The organism is Rodentibacter sp. JRC1 (genome assembly GCF_020521555.1).
Taxonomy (GTDB): domain Bacteria; phylum Pseudomonadota; class Gammaproteobacteria; order Enterobacterales; family Pasteurellaceae; genus Rodentibacter; species Rodentibacter abscessus.
Genome location: NZ_BPWA01000001.1, coordinates 2,000,702 through 2,015,502, shown reverse-complemented (window position 1 = coordinate 2,015,502; position 14,801 = coordinate 2,000,702). Strand labels below are relative to the sequence as shown.

10 protein-coding genes and 1 pseudogene are annotated in these 14,801 nt (G+C 40.8%); 3 read left to right on the top strand and 8 right to left on the bottom strand.

From position 1 onward, the window contains the following. From HEMROJRC1_RS09175 to HEMROJRC1_RS09165, 3 genes are all read right to left on the bottom strand, one after another. Entirely contained in the window at positions 1-453 is a 453-nt protein-coding gene (locus HEMROJRC1_RS09175; RefSeq protein ID WP_226692624.1) for a DUF441 domain-containing protein, read from the bottom strand. A 309-nt stretch (positions 454-762) separates the two neighbouring features. Beyond that, positions 763-2,439 (bottom strand): DNA repair protein RecN, encoded by a 1,677-nt coding sequence (gene recN, locus HEMROJRC1_RS09170; RefSeq protein ID WP_226692623.1) that lies wholly within the window; start codon positions 2,437-2,439, stop codon positions 763-765. A gap of 78 nt (positions 2,440-2,517) precedes the next feature. After that, positions 2,518-3,408 carry an NAD(+) kinase gene (locus tag HEMROJRC1_RS09165; protein ID WP_226692622.1) on the bottom strand — a complete coding sequence of 297 codons (891 nt, stop codon included), beginning with the start codon at positions 3,406-3,408 and terminating at the stop codon, positions 2,518-2,520. 153 nt (positions 3,409-3,561) lie between these two features. On the opposite strand from HEMROJRC1_RS09165, the gene grpE reads away from it, so the two are divergent. From grpE to HEMROJRC1_RS09150, 3 genes are all read left to right on the top strand, one after another. Continuing rightward, a complete protein-coding gene (grpE, locus tag HEMROJRC1_RS09160; RefSeq protein WP_226692621.1) occupies positions 3,562-4,149 on the top strand; it encodes a nucleotide exchange factor GrpE in 588 nt (195 codons plus the stop codon). A gap of 267 nt (positions 4,150-4,416) precedes the next feature. Then, the gene (nrdD, locus tag HEMROJRC1_RS09155) at positions 4,417-6,540 is read left to right on the top strand and encodes an anaerobic ribonucleoside-triphosphate reductase (protein WP_226692620.1); all 2,124 of its coding nucleotides are present in this window, start codon (positions 4,417-4,419) and stop codon (positions 6,538-6,540) included. Between the two features lie 77 nt (positions 6,541-6,617). Further along, positions 6,618-7,951 (top strand): IS3 family transposase gene (locus HEMROJRC1_RS09150; protein WP_226692619.1). Its coding sequence is split into 2 segments (ribosomal slippage): positions 6,618-7,122 and positions 7,122-7,951, totalling 1,335 coding nucleotides; the frame shifts between segments, so codons are not numbered across the junction. A 122-nt stretch (positions 7,952-8,073) separates the two neighbouring features. Here HEMROJRC1_RS09150 and HEMROJRC1_RS09145 read toward each other — a convergent pair. The 5 genes and pseudogenes from HEMROJRC1_RS09145 to HEMROJRC1_RS09125 all read right to left on the bottom strand — a co-directional run bounded on the left by HEMROJRC1_RS09145 (position 8,074) and on the right by HEMROJRC1_RS09125 (position 14,741). Beyond that, positions 8,074-9,042: pseudogene (locus HEMROJRC1_RS09145) on the bottom strand (IS110 family transposase). A gap of 367 nt (positions 9,043-9,409) precedes the next feature. Next, entirely contained in the window at positions 9,410-10,465 is a 1,056-nt protein-coding gene (gene fbpC / locus HEMROJRC1_RS09140) for a ferric ABC transporter ATP-binding protein (RefSeq protein WP_226692618.1), read from the bottom strand. Positions 10,466-10,488: 23 nt separating this feature from the next. Beyond that, positions 10,489-12,546 (bottom strand): iron ABC transporter permease, encoded by a 2,058-nt coding sequence (locus HEMROJRC1_RS09135; protein ID WP_226692617.1) that lies wholly within the window; start codon positions 12,544-12,546, stop codon positions 10,489-10,491. A 60-nt stretch (positions 12,547-12,606) separates the two neighbouring features. Next, a complete protein-coding gene (locus tag HEMROJRC1_RS09130) occupies positions 12,607-13,641 on the bottom strand; it encodes an ABC transporter substrate-binding protein (RefSeq protein ID WP_226692616.1) in 1,035 nt (344 codons plus the stop codon). 59 nt (positions 13,642-13,700) lie between these two features. After that, positions 13,701-14,741, bottom strand: coding sequence for an ABC transporter substrate-binding protein (locus HEMROJRC1_RS09125; RefSeq protein WP_226692615.1), 1,041 nt, complete (start codon positions 14,739-14,741; stop codon positions 13,701-13,703). Positions 14,742-14,801: the final 60 nt, after the last annotated feature.

The following is a 14,801-nucleotide window of genomic DNA, read 5'->3' as shown; positions in this document are numbered from 1 at the left end:
TTACAATTTTCCCATTAATAATGCCAAAATGCCTGCTGCAATAAGCGGCCCGACGGGAATTCCACCAAGAAATGAAACACCGAGAATCGTGCCGATCAGCAAACCGGTAACCAATACGGGCTGTTCCCCCATAAGCGGAACGCCTTTTCCCGCAAGCCAAGCGACAAAAATGCCTACCCCAATGGAAAGCACCATTTTCCAACTTAATAAACCCGATAAATCAGGTAATTGAATTTTGCCGGAAACCAAGGGACTCAATACGCCAATCGTCAAAATAATAATGCCGATCTTTAAACCGTATTTCTCAAGTAGAGGTATGTATTCGGATAAAAAGGTTTGCTGCATAATCAATAACACAGCGGCAGAAACGGTAATAGCGCTATTATGGCTAATCAAACCAAGAACAATTAAAACTACCAATAACAGGGCGATCATATTAAATTGCAATGACATAATGCTCCCAAAGTTCACTTATAAAACGAGCGTTTTTTTACAGATAAACGGATAAATTTAAGGGGGAATTATAGCAATTTCTTCATTTGCTGTATCTTTTATTTAATGAAAAAGCGAGAATGAAAAGAGAATTTATTTTTCTTTTCCCGCTTCAAGACAGATTGCTGCTATGTCAAATACGATTAGTCTTGAACTAATAAAACCCGTTATTTTATCCGTCCAGCTTGTTTAGGAATACCGCTTCTTGCCGGTATGAAATCACGTTAGCTTTCCCAGATAATTTTTCTATAGGTCTATAGGGAAATAAAACTATACCACCGATTCCAACATCTCTCTCGCATTCGCCAATGCAAGTTCTGTGATTTGGCTACCGCCTAACAAACGAGCCAGTGCCGGTATTCGTTCCTCTTGAGAAAGTGCGGTCATTTTTGTTTCCGTTTTTTCATCTACCGTAAATTTTTCCACATTAAATTGATTATGCCCACAGCAAGCCACTTGTGGTAAATGGGTAACGCAAAGTACTTGGCATTTATTCCCTAATTGACGCAATAATTTGCCGACAACACTTGCAGTTGAGCCGCTGATGCCGACATCTACTTCATCAAAAATTAAAGTCGGAATCGCAGATTGATCGGAAGTTAGTACTTGAATGGCTAAGGAAATACGGGAAAGTTCACCACCGGATGCAACTTTCGCTAACGGTTGGGGTTGTTGCCCTAAATTACTTCGCAAAGTAAATAAAACCTGATCCGCACCATTAGCGCCGATTTTTTCACCATCGGCTTTTAGTTCTACGTAAAATTCCGCATTTTCCATTGCAAGCCGTTTAATTGATTGGGTAACTTGTTGCGCCAATGTATTCGCCGATTTTTGACGACTTGCCGTTAATTCAGCCGCAGTAACCCGCATTTGTGCAAATGCCGCTTTTTCTTGCTCAATTAATGCTTCTTCACTTTCCGAAAAATCTAAAAGTGCGGTCAATTCCGCCTTTAATTTTTTATGCCGCTCAACTAATTCTTCCGGTTTTACATTATGCTTTCTTGCCAGTTGCAATGCTTGCCCCATACGTTGTTCGATTTCTTGCAACAATATCGGATCTTGTTCAATATTTGAAGATAAATGCTGAATCTCATTTGTCGCCTCTTGTACCTGAATCAGGGCTTCATTGAGTAAATTTCCGGCATCCGCATATCGCGGATCCAATCCTGCTAACTCATCAATATATTGAGTTGCACGATACAGCATTGTATCCACATTCACAGTTTCATTTTCACTTAAAATTTGTAGTGCCGACTGGGAAAGTTGAGTGAGTTGCTCACTATTTGATAAACGACGTTGTTCTTCTTCTAATTCAAGATACTCATTCGGGCGAAGATTAAATTCATCTAACTCCTCAACTTGATACTGAAGCAACTGTTTCTTTGCTTCATTTTCTATTACTTTCTGCTGAAAAGTTTTAACTTGGGTTTGTAGGTTTTTCCAGATTCGATAACCTTCCCGCATTTGATTAAGTAAATTGGAATGCTGCGCAAAACTATCAACCAATTGAAGTTGATAGTCGTTTTTGAGTAAAAGTTGGGAAGCATGTTGCCCGTTGATATGAATAAGATACTGCCCCACGTCTTTGAGCTGAGCCGCCGAAACCGGAGTGCTATTAATAAATGCTTTGGAGCGTCCATCCGCATTGATAACACGACGCAAAATACATTCGGAAGGATTATCAGGATCTTGCAATTCTTGCGCTTGCAACCATTGATAAGCCGGATTATGCGCTTCAAGATAAAAACTTGCGCAAATTTCCGCCCGTTCTTGTCCCTCCCTAACCATTGCACTTTCGACACGTTGTCCTAAACATAGACCTAACGCGTCAATGGCAATAGATTTACCGGCACCGGTTTCACCGGTAATCACCGACATTCCTTTCGCTAATTCAATGTCAAGTTGGCGAACAATAGCAAAATTGTTGATGGTAAGTTGAGTAAGCATAGCTGAATCCCTAATCACTGTATATTTGTCATATTAATACTGATTTAATATACAGTAAAGATTTTTTTGAGATTTTGCTTAAAAATTTTTCAACCAGCCTAATTTTGTACTCAACACATTATAATAATTATAGGTTTTAAGGTGTAGTAAACGTAATTTATGCATACTTTTTTCAATATGCACAATATCGTCCGGTGTAAAATCCAAAGCAATTTGGCTATCACAACCCACTTCTAATTGGGAAGTATTATGCTCTGCAAAACGAATTGAAATTTTACTGTCTCCATCTATCACGAGCGGGCGTGATGTCAGTGTATGAGGAAACATCGGCACAAGAGCGATAGCATTCAAATTAGGGGTTAATATCGGGCCACCGGCAGAAAGAGAGTAAGCAGTAGAACCTGTTGGTGTAGAAACAATTAGGCCGTCAGAACGCTGTGAAAAAGCAAACTTGTCATTAATATACACATGAAAATCAATCATATGCGCAATTTTCGCCGGGTGAATCACCGCTTCATTAACGGCATAGCCTGATGAAATAATATCCCCTTCCCGCTCGATCTTGGCTTCCAATAAAAAACGTTCTTCAACAAAAAATTCTCCGCGTTCAAGGCAAGCTTCCAATTGTGCATAAGCATTTTTCGGATCAATATCGGTTAAAAATCCCAAATTTCCACGGTTAATGCCAATCAAGGCAATATTATATTTGGCTAAAATTCTCGCCCTCCCTAGCATATTACCATCACCACCAATAACAATCGCTAGTTGTGCCTGCTGACCGATTTCTTCCAATGTGGCAAGACTTTCCTGAGGAAGGGCTAATTTTTCCGCCACGTCTTTTTCTACTAGCACGCGATATCCGCGCTCTTGTAACCATTGCGCCAAATTTTTATGCATCTGCAAATTAACATCATTGCGGGGCTTTCCCACTAATCCAATGGTTTTAAAAGAACGATATAAATGTTCCATAGTTCACTCTTAAAATCGTGCCAAAATCTTCTTGGTTTTGACCGCACTTGAATTTAATATTTAAGCCATTATATTACATAGCACTTATCAAAAGTATGAATTTTATAGGAAGCTTGCTAAAATAGCTGAAACTTTGATTTACGGAGAACTATTATGTCTGAACAAGAACAAAAATTTGAAAACACCGATGAGCTTGAGCCGGAAACTCAACAAACGCAGACACAAGAAGAGGAGCAAACGGAAGATCCTTTAGAAGAAGCGATTGCACGGGTGCAAGAACTAGAAGAACAACTGAAAGCACAAGTGGAAGAAAGCGCGAAAAAAGAGCAAGATTTATTACTTCGTACCCGTGCAGAAATTGACAATATTCGCCGCCGTACCGAGCAAGATATTGAAAAAGCACACAAATTCGCGTTAGAGAAATTCTCAAAAGATATTTTGAATACGATTGATAATTTGGAACGAGCACTTGCTACTCCGGCAAATACCGAAGATGAAAGCATAAAAGCCCTCTTTGACGGTGTCGAACTCACCTTAAAAGAATTGCTTTCAACAGTGGGACGCTTTGGTGTCGAGGCGGTTGGCACAGTAGGTGAAGCATTTAATCCGGATTTACACCAAGCCATTTCAATGCAACCGGCTGAAGGATTCGAATCAAATCAAATCACGACCGTCTTGCAAAAAGGCTACACCCTAAATGGTCGCGTTATTCGCCCTGCAATGGTGATGGTTGCGGCGTAATATTAAAATTTAACGAATAAAGTGCGGTCGATTTTTCGACCGTTTTTTATTTACCTTTCCAAAGTTTGATCAAGATCACATAAATAACATTTTATTTGAGATTAATTCTCAATAATAAAAATCAACCATAGCCAGTAAAATCAACCGTTCAGATGATTTTTCATCTTATTATTCAATAAAAACACTACATATTGTGTGTTGATTATCTTTTTAGATCTATATATAGTGCTTCGTAAATTTTGGAAACACAATATATCGGAGCATACAATGAACAATTTCCAAGTCATCAAACGTGATGACTCACGTGCTGATTTTGAAATTCAACGCATTATTCAGGCTGTTAAAAAAGCGGCAAGTGCGGTCAATATTCATGATGAATTTTATTGTCATCAAATCGGGCAAGAGGTAGGAAACGAGATTTTTACCCGCCATCAACAAGAAATAGACATCAATCAAATTCAAAAAATCGTTGAAGATAAATTAATGGCGAGTCGCTACCCTCAAATTGCGCGCGCCTATATTGAATATCGTCATGATCGTGATTTAGCACGTGAAAAACGCAGTCAACTCACAAAAGAAATCGAAGGTTTGATTGAACAAAGCAACATAGAATTGCTCAACGAAAACGCCAACAAAGATGCGAAAGTGATACCCACTCAGCGTGATTTGCTTGCCGGTATCGTAGCAAAGCATTATGCCAAGCGTCATATTCTGCCACGTGATGTTGTGGAAGCCCATGAAAAGGGTGAAATTCATTATCACGATCTTGATTACGCCCCTTTCTTCCCGATGTTCAACTGTATGTTGGTTGATTTAAAAGGAATGCTCTCACGTGGTTTTAAAATGGGCAATGCGGAAATCGAACCGCCGAAATCAATCGGTACGGCAACCGCTGTTACGGCACAAATTATTGCACAAGTCGCCAGCCATATTTACGGCGGCACAACAATTAATCGTATCGATGAGGTACTTGCCCCTTATGTGCAAATAAGCTATGAAAAGCATTTAAAAAATGCGCAAGAATGGAAGATAGCAGATGCAGAAGGCTACGCCAAGGCATTGATTGAAAAAGAATGTTTTGATGCTTTCCAATCCTTAGAATATGAAGTCAATACACTTCATACTTCCAACGGTCAAACACCTTTTGTAACCTTTGGTTTTGGTCTTGGCACAAGCTGGCAGGCAAGACTCATTCAACAGTCTATTTTAAAAAACCGTATCCGTGGCTTAGGCAAGAATCACAAAACACCGGTTTTCCCAAAACTTGTATTCACCATTAAAAAAGGGCTGAACCAAACACAAGGCGATCCGAATTACGACATTAAACAACTTGCATTGGAATGCGCCTCTAAACGAATGTATCCAGATATTCTCAATTATGATCAAGTTGTGAAAGTGACAGGTTCTTTCAAAGCACCGATGGGTTGTCGAAGTTTCTTAGGGGCTTATGAAGAACAAGGTGAAGAAATTCACGATGGACGCAATAATCTGGGCGTTGTGAGCTTGAACCTCCCCCGCATTGCATTAGAATCTAAAAACGAAGCGGAATTTTACCGCACTTTGGATGAACGCCTTGCTATTGCGAAAAAAGCCTTAATGACACGTATTGCCCGTCTTGAAAACACCAAAGCCCGTGTAGCACCTATTCTTTATATGGAAGGGGCATGCGGTGTGCGTTTGAACGCCAACGATAATGTGGCACAAATTTTCAAAAACGGACGTGCCTCAATTTCCCTTGGTTATATCGGCATTCACGAGACCGTTAATGCTCTCTACAATCAAGGACATATTTTTGATGATGAACAATTACGGGAAAAAGGCATTGAGATTGTTCGCCATTTAAATTCTGCCGTAAAACAATGGCAAAAAGAAACCGGCTATGCCTTTAGCCTATACTCAACCCCGAGTGAAAATCTATGCGACCGCTTCTGCCGCCTTGATACGAAACAATTCGGTATTATTGAGGGCGTAACGGACAAAGGCTACTACACCAATAGTTATCACTTAGATGTAGAAAAGAAAGTAAATCCTTACGATAAACTCGATTTTGAAATGGCCTACCCTCCACTGGCAAGCGGCGGCTTTATTTGCTATGGGGAATACCCGAACATTCAACACAACTTGAAAGCACTCGAAGACGTGTGGGATTATAGTTATGATCGCGTGCCTTATTACGGAACGAATACGCCTATTGACGAATGCTACGAATGTGGTTTTACCGGCGAGTTTGAATGCACCAGCAAAGGCTTCGTTTGCCCGAAATGCGGCAATCACGATAGTACTAAAGTTTCCGTTACCCGCCGCGTGTGCGGCTACCTAGGCAGCCCTGATGCCCGACCGTTTAATGCGGGTAAACAAGAAGAAGTAAAACGCCGAGTGAAACATCTTTAACGGAAAAAGTGCGGTTGATTTTGATCTGCCCCCCAAAAGTTGGACAAAATAAACCAACTTAGTCAGGGGCAGATTTTATGACCAAATACAATCAAACATTCAAACAACAAGCCATCGATTTTTATCTTAAAAATCACTTAGATGTTTCACTTACAAAAAAACAATTTCAACTTTCCGACACCACCTTAAGACGTTGGATTACCCAATATCAACATTCAGGCAATGCAGGGCTTGCCCTATTGCCCGGCAAACGCATTTATTCCGCTGAATTTAAATATCAAGTCATCCTTGCCGTTCAAAAAGGGGATTTCTCTGCAAGGCAAGCGACAATCCATTTCGGCATAAGTAATTCAGGTCTTATCAGCCAATGGTTGAAAGCCTTTGAAAAAGACGGTATAAACGGTTTACACCCCAAACCGAAAGGAAGACCGACAATGTCCCCGAAAAAACCAAAATACGCCAAAATGCCACCGCCGCCGAAGACCGAAGAAGACCGCTTACGGTTAAGGATTTTGGAGCTTGAAGCGGAGGTGGCATTTCTAAAAAAGTTGGACGAAGTGATACGGGAGGAAGAAGCCGAACGGCGGCGATTATCCAAAGATTGAGAGGGACATTTCCGCTTAACATCTTGCTTTCATTGACAAATTTGTCTCGTAGTGTGTTTTTCTATCATTTAAAGCCGAAGGCGGATAAAAATACCGCACTTAAAGCGGAAATCAGGCGGATTAAAGCAGAAAATCCGGCGTATGGTTATCGCCGAGTAAGTGCGTTATTGAAAGGCGTTAATCACAAACGGGTACAACAGTTAATCCAACAAATGGGGCTACAGGTGAAGAGCAAAAAAGCGAGAAAGTACGCCGCCTATCGCGGTGAAATCGGAAACATCGCCCCAAACCGCTTACAACGGGATTTCACCACAACCCGACCAAACGAAAAATGGCTTACCGACATCACGGAAATCAAAGCCAAAGACGGCAGTAAATGTTACGTCTCACCGATTTTAGACTGCTTCAACTCGGAAATCATCAGCGTTGCTATCAGTCGAAGCCCGAATTGGCAACAAGTGAAAGTAATGTTGCAACAAGCGGTCGAAAAATTACCCAAAGAGGCGAAGCCGATACTGCATTCGGACCAAGGTTGGCAATATCAAATGTGTGCGTATCAACGCATCTTACAAGAAAACGGCATAGTGCAGAGTATGTCAAGAAAGGGAAACTGCCTAGATAATGCGATGATGGAGAGCTTTTTCGGGCGGATGAAAACGGAATGTATCTATGGTAAGCATTTTGACAATGCCGAGGAGGTTGCACAAGCGGTGAGGGAGTATATACGGTATTACAATGAGGAACGAATACAATTAAAATTAAACGGCTTGAGCCCGATACAATATCGAACTCAAACCATGTGTTAAATGGTCTAACTTTTTGGGGTCAGATCAAATTGACCGCACTTTTTTATTATTCCGGTATTATCAAATATTGTTAAATAACGATTTTGTAGCAACTGTGTCTAACATAAAAAATTAGACCTTGTTTAATCCACCTTAACAGTGGACAAATGGTAAGACGCATCCCATTTTTCATGACGTTTAACCAACGCATTCATAATGGTCAACAACTTACGCATACAAGCCGTGAGAGCCAACTTTTTGGCTTTACCTCGTGCAACCAATCGGTTGTAAAAAGCTTTAAATACGGGTTCGTGCCGTACGGCGGATAACGCCGCCATATATAAGGCATTGCGTACTATCGCACGACCTCCTTGGCAAAAGGATTTGCCTTTCCATTGTCCGCTTTCTCTGACATGAGGTATCACGCCAACGAGCGAGGCAATGCGTTTTGAGGACAATTTACCAAGCTAGGGCAATTGGGACATCAAGACGGCTACACAGTTTTTGCCTACGCCTTTGATGTCAGTGATAAGTTCGGCTTTATCCTTAAAATGTCGAGTATTATCGTCAATATCTTGGTCGAGTTCGGCAATCATTTTGTCCAACATTTCAATATGTCGTGAGATATTTTTCTGCTGTGTTTCGTGGCTTTGCTGTAAGCGATTCAATTCCGCAACCCGCATATCGACAAGCTGACGGCGGCGTACCACAAGGGCTTCAAGCCGTTCTTCCGCTTCGGTGAGCGGGGTGTAAAGTAATTTCTCCGCTTCGCCTTTGATATCAAGGTTTTGACCGTAAAAAGCGAGGTTAATCGCATCCTTGGTATCGGTTTTCGCCGTACTTTGCGAACGGGCATATTGTGCGGCTTTTTGCGGATTGGCGACCAATACCCGATAACCTGCTCGCGCGAGGGCTTTAGCCACGGGGATTTCTAGACCACCGGTTGCTTCAAGTGTCACCAATGCAATATCAAAACGGCTCAGATAATCTAATAAATGGGCAATGCCTTTGGGATTATTGGTTTCCGTTTTGGTTTTCTTGTGATTGGAAAGTCCAATGACAAGGGATTTTTTAGCCACATCAATGCCACAATAAAGAGGGATAGTGTTCATCATTAACCTGCCTTGTATTCGGGTTTGAAGTTCAACATAGTCAACTGTTCGGTTTTCCTGATGATGGTTATCCACGCCTACGCTACGAAACGAGTTTTTACTCTAGGGTGCACCAAGCTGTGGATAACATTGTGTTGTTTGTTGCGAGTTTATCAGAGTTTTAATATACAAGGGTGACGTTAGGCGAAGCCGTAACGCACCAAACTTGGGTTTAGCGGTGCGTTACGCCTTTGGCTAACACACCCTACTCTGTTTTGTGCAACTGACACATAATATCGTATTATTCCGATCTTGCGGCAGTTAAATAGACTTTCAAATGAGTATAACCTTCCTACCGCTGTTCTGATACAACCTCTGACTAATATTTTCACTCTTCTTTTTTCAACAAAAAAATCCCCTGTTCCGACAGATTCACATAGGCTTGTTTGAGATTCGCATTAAAATCTTCCGGCTTGCAGTTGATGAGCAAATCTTTATCTGCCCACCTCGCTACCACTTCCCAATGATTGCCCATATAAACCGCACTTTTTATATCACAACGTTGCACTTCTGCGCCTTCGGAGGCTAGGAAAACGGCCTCGGGGCGAATTCCTACCAAGCACTCTCCGTCCGCCAAATTGAATTGTTCCGCATTAGAGAGTGGAAATTGATAACCGTTAATATCCACGACACCATTTTGCAATTTTCCATCAAAAATACTGGATTCGCCCATAAAATTTGCCAAAAATAGAGAATTAGGACGAAGATAAAGTTCTTTTGCCGGCGCTTTTTGCATAATCTTACCTTTGTGCATTACGATAACTTCGTCTGATACGGCAAAGGCTTCGGTTTGATCGTGAGTAACGTATAAAGACGTAATACCCAACCGTTGTTGCAATTCGCGAATTTTTTCCCGCATTGAACGGCGAAGATTTGCATCCAAATTACTTAAGGGTTCATCAAATAAGAGAACCTTCGGTTTCAACACCAATGCACGTGCCAATGCCACTCGTTGTTGTTGCCCTCCGGAAATTTGATCCACAAAGCGATCTTCAAAACCTGCTAAATCCACCAACTCTAACGCCTCTTTCACTCTTTGTTGTCGTTCTTCTTTGCCGACACCTTGCATTTTCAAACCGTAGCCGACATTATCCCCGATACTCATATGCGGAAATAGTGCGTAGGATTGGAATACAATACAAATATCACGGTTTTGAATAGAGGATTTTGTGACATCTTCGCCGTCAATAAAAATTTGACCGGTTGTCGGGTTTTCTAACCCCGCAACCAAACGCAGAACCGTTGTTTTCCCACAGCCTGACGGCCCAAGCAAAGTGACCATAGTGCCACGTTTAATGGTTAAATCTAAATTATCGATCACTACTGCTTTGCCGAAGGCTTTGGTGATATTTTTTAATACTAAAAAATCATTATTACTACTCATAATTTTACCTATCGCTTAACGAGTTAATTCATTTTCTTTGCTTTAGAACGGGAAATGCGTGTATCGCCCACAATCCAATCGAACAATAAAATAATAGCCATCATTACCACAATTAAGAGTGAACCATAAGCAATAGCAATACCGTATTCACCGTCTTCAACACGATTTAAAATGTATGCAGTCGCCACACGTGTGTCCGCCGTCACCAAGAAAATAATGGCACTTACTGTTGTCATCGCACGAACAAAACTGGTTACCAGCGCAGAAAGCAATGCCGGTTTTAACAACGGCAACACAATATACCAAAGGGTTTTCCACGAATTACCTTTTAGAGAAAGAGAAGCTTCATCTAAGGATTTATCCAACTGCCCTAGCCCTGCGATAGCCGCACGCATACCAATCGGTAAATCACGCATTACCATGGAAATAATCACAATAATACCGGTGCCGGTGATATAAAGCGGCGCATTGTTAAAGGCTAAAATATAGGAAACGCCTGCCACTGTTCCCGGTACGGCAAAGCAAAGCATTGTTAAAAACTCAAGGGATTTTTTACCCTGAAAATCTTTACGTACCACTATATAAGCAATCAATAACCCGAAGAATGCCGTCAATGGTGCTGCGATACCGGCATAAATCAAGGTATTAATAAGTGACGGCCAAGCCCCACTGTTAAAATCTTGACCAAACAACATCTCATAGTTTTTCAACGTTAATGTGTAATCTACCCCCCAGTTCACGGTGAAACTGCCATAGAAAATACTACCGTAAAGGGCAATATTAAATACAATCCAAAAACCAAGCATTGCGATAATGGTATATTTCAAACCGGCAGGCAAATCTTGCACATCGCCACGATAAGATTTACCGGAAACCGTCACATAAGAGCGATTACCAATCCAAATATATTGAATGATAAAAATCGCTAACGAGAAAATTAACAACAGTGAACCCAAAGTACTCGCCGAGGCATAATCCAATTGTGAGCCTGCAATATAAAAATAAATTTGCGTTGCGATCACATCAAAGCTACCGCCCAACACCAAAGGGTTACTAAAATCAGCAAGAGATTGAATGAATACGATTAAGAAAGAATTTGCCAACGCGGGACGGAGTAATGGAAAAATGATGTTATAGAAAGTTTGATAGCGATTAGCCCGTAGCGTGTAAGAAGCTTCCTCAATGGAAGGATGAACGGATTTCAATGCGCCATCTAAAATCATAAAAGAAATCGGCGCAAATGCGAGAATTTGTGCAATCGCAATGCCATTAAAACCATAAAGCCAGTTGTAATTAGTGAATCCCAAATATGAACTCAAAAATTCCGTCACATAACCGGAACGCCCTAGCATTAAAGTAACCCCTAAACCGACAACAAACGGCGGTGTTACGATGGGTAAAATAGAGAAAATTTTACCAATAAAAGCGGTTCTACGCGCAATACGTGTGGTGTAAAGGGCAAAAGCTAAACCGAATACGGTAGAAACAAGCCCGACAAATCCCGATAATAGAAGTGAATTACTAATCACACGTACAATATAGTTTTGCGTTAAAATACGCATCACCTGTTGTGGTGCAAAGGTGTCGCCGTCATAAAACATTGACACGAAAATCGCCAATGTCGGATAGACGATAAAAAAGAAGATCAGCAAAATAATACAAAGCAAGGAAGCAATAATAAATTTATCTCCTTGCATCACTTTCAGTTTCGCCAATGAAAGGGTCGCCAATGCCGTATAACCGATAAGTAACACCATGGCGGCATAGCCCATACTGATCTTGTACAATGTCGCACTGACAAACATAAATAATACGGCAAGTGCGGTTAAAAATAACTCTGTTTTTGCTTGTTGTAAAACTGATAACTTAAAAAACGGTAATACGCCATACAGAATAACAGGTAAAAACCACGCCCAAGTAAGATCCAAAGAAGCCCAGCCCATTGCATCAAAATATTCATCAACGGTACTTTCAAGCAACCCGTAATCCAGTGCGTGAGTAGGTAAAAACAAAAATGCCAATAAAGACAAAATGATCCAAAAGTTGGCGGAATGTAGGATGGACAATTTTTTTGCGTTCATACAACCTCGCTGGTTAAAAGATGAAACAGCAGGTCGCCTACTGTTTCATCGTTAATATCATTATTTAGCTAATTTCACTTCATCAACCCATTTTGTGATTAAACGTTTACGTAAATCGGTCGCTCCATATTTATCAAAATCATAATTAATTAAATTGATAGATTTGAAATCCAATGCATATGGAGATTGCTGCGCTGTAGTATTAGTTAAAACGGAGTACGCTTCTCCTTTCTGCCACGTTAATTCTTGTGCTTCTTTTGATAGTGCCCAATCAACGAAGAGTTTCGCATTCTCTAAATTACGCGCACCTTTAATTACGCTCACACCTCCTATTTCATAGCCGGTTCCCTCACAAGGAACAACTAGTTCCACTGGGGCACCTTTCGCTTTTTCAAGTGAGTATTCGTGTAAAAATCCAATACCAATGGCTGTTTCACCTCGAGCAGTATTTCGTGTAGCAGTATTACCTGATTTAGTATATTGCGATATATTCTTATTGAGATCTTTCAGGAAGTTAAAAGCTTCATTTTCCCCCCAAAGTTGCATATAAGTGGCAAGCTGTGTATAACCGGTACCTGAACTTTGCGGATCAGCTGCCTGAATTTCATTCTTATAAATTGGGTTAGCCAAGTCTTTCCAACATTTTGGAATAGGTAAATTCAATTTATTCAAGCGTTCTGGATTCACCCCAAAGCCTAACACCCCCAAATAGATAGCCGAAGAATAATTTCCTTTCATCTTTGCCGGATCTCGGAACTTTTCCATTATTTGTGGAAGATTTGGTGATTTATAAGGTTCTAGCAATCCCATTTCTCCCGCTTGTGAATGTGGATCCATCGTCCCACCATACCAAACATCTCCCTGAGGATTACCTTTTTCCGCATCAATTTTTGCAAGAATAGTACCTGTACCGCCACGAATAAAAGTGGTTTTAATATCATACTTTTTCTCAAACTCCATCGCTTCTTGTTCGCACATAGTATTTTGTGCACTACAATAAATGACCAAGCGACCTTTAGATACTGAATAGCTATTTAACGATATTCCGACTAACATAACTCCAGAAAGCGCAACAGCAATTTTAGATAGTTTCATTTCATCACTCCGTTAAACTGTTATTGCTCTCATTTCTCAAAGAATAAAGAACAAATAGTTTATTTGGCTAACTTCACTTCTTGCACCCATTTTTCAATCAAGTACTTGCGTTGTTCCGTTGCACCGTATTTTTCAAAATTATAATTGATTAAATTAAGCTTATTCGGATCAAAAGCATTCGGCGATTGTTCCGCTGTCGTATTGGTTAAGGTTTGCAAAGAATCACCTTGCTTCCAGGCCAGTTCCTGACCTTCTTTAGATAACGCCCAATCTATGAATAATTTTGCATTATCTATATTACGTGCCCCTTTCAAAATACTCACACCACCTAATTCATATCCCGTTCCTTCACAAGGAACCACTAATTCCAATGGTGCCCCCTGACGTTTTTCAAGGGCATAATCATGTAAGAAACCGATACCGACAACCGCCTCACCACGTGCCGCATTGCGAGACGGCGTAATGCCTGATTTGGTGTATTGTGAAACATTCGGATGCAATGCTTTCAAGAAATCAAAGGCCTGATTTTCACCCCAAAGTTGAACAAAGGTCGCCAAGGCGGTGTAGGCAGTACCGGCACTTTGCGGATCAGCTATTTGCACTTCACCTTTTAACTGCGGATCGGTTAAATCTTTCCAACATTTCGGTACTTCTTTAATGCCCAATTTTGCTAAACGTTCGGTGTTCACACCAAAACCTAAAATCCCCATATAAATAGCAGAAACATAATGACCTTTCGTTTTTGCCGGATCACGAAAACGTTCCACGATTTCATCAATATGTTTGGATTTATAAGGCTCCACCAACCCGAGTTCCGCAGCTTGCGCTTGAGGATCAAACGTACCGCCAAACCATACATCCGCTTGCGGATTATTTTTTTCCGCTTCTACTTTCGCAAAAGTACTCCCTGAACCGTTACGAATGAAAGAGGTTTTTACATCATATTTTTCGCCGAAAGCTTTTGTTGTCGTTTCACATAAAATATTCGTTGCACTACAATATACAACTAAACGGCCTTTTGCATTTGTTGCAGCGGACACACTTAAACCCGCCGCTAAAAGTGCGGTTGAAATAGAAAAAGAAATTTTATTGAACTTCATAGTAAATACTCCTGTTGTGCTAAAACGCTAAGATCTTATTCGAAATCGAAAAATAATACC

What these genes read in the sequence shown, in the direction of transcription:
- fbpC (WP_226692618.1), bottom strand. Translation starts at nt 10,465, where the DNA reads ATGAGTAGTAATAATGATTTTTTAGTATTAAAAAATATCACCAAAGCC.
- nrdD (WP_226692620.1), top strand. Translation starts at nt 4,417, where the DNA reads ATGAACAATTTCCAAGTCATCAAACGTGATGACTCACGTGCTGATTTT.
- HEMROJRC1_RS09165 (WP_226692622.1), bottom strand. Translation starts at nt 3,408, where the DNA reads ATGGAACATTTATATCGTTCTTTTAAAACCATTGGATTAGTGGGAAAG.
- HEMROJRC1_RS09175 (WP_226692624.1), bottom strand. Translation starts at nt 453, where the DNA reads ATGTCATTGCAATTTAATATGATCGCCCTGTTATTGGTAGTTTTAATT.
- HEMROJRC1_RS09130 (WP_226692616.1), bottom strand. Translation starts at nt 13,641, where the DNA reads ATGAAACTATCTAAAATTGCTGTTGCGCTTTCTGGAGTTATGTTAGTC.
- recN (WP_226692623.1), bottom strand. Translation starts at nt 2,439, where the DNA reads ATGCTTACTCAACTTACCATCAACAATTTTGCTATTGTTCGCCAACTT.
- HEMROJRC1_RS09125 (WP_226692615.1), bottom strand. Translation starts at nt 14,741, where the DNA reads ATGAAGTTCAATAAAATTTCTTTTTCTATTTCAACCGCACTTTTAGCG.
- grpE (WP_226692621.1), top strand. Translation starts at nt 3,562, where the DNA reads ATGTCTGAACAAGAACAAAAATTTGAAAACACCGATGAGCTTGAGCCG.
- HEMROJRC1_RS09135 (WP_226692617.1), bottom strand. Translation starts at nt 12,546, where the DNA reads ATGAACGCAAAAAAATTGTCCATCCTACATTCCGCCAACTTTTGGATC.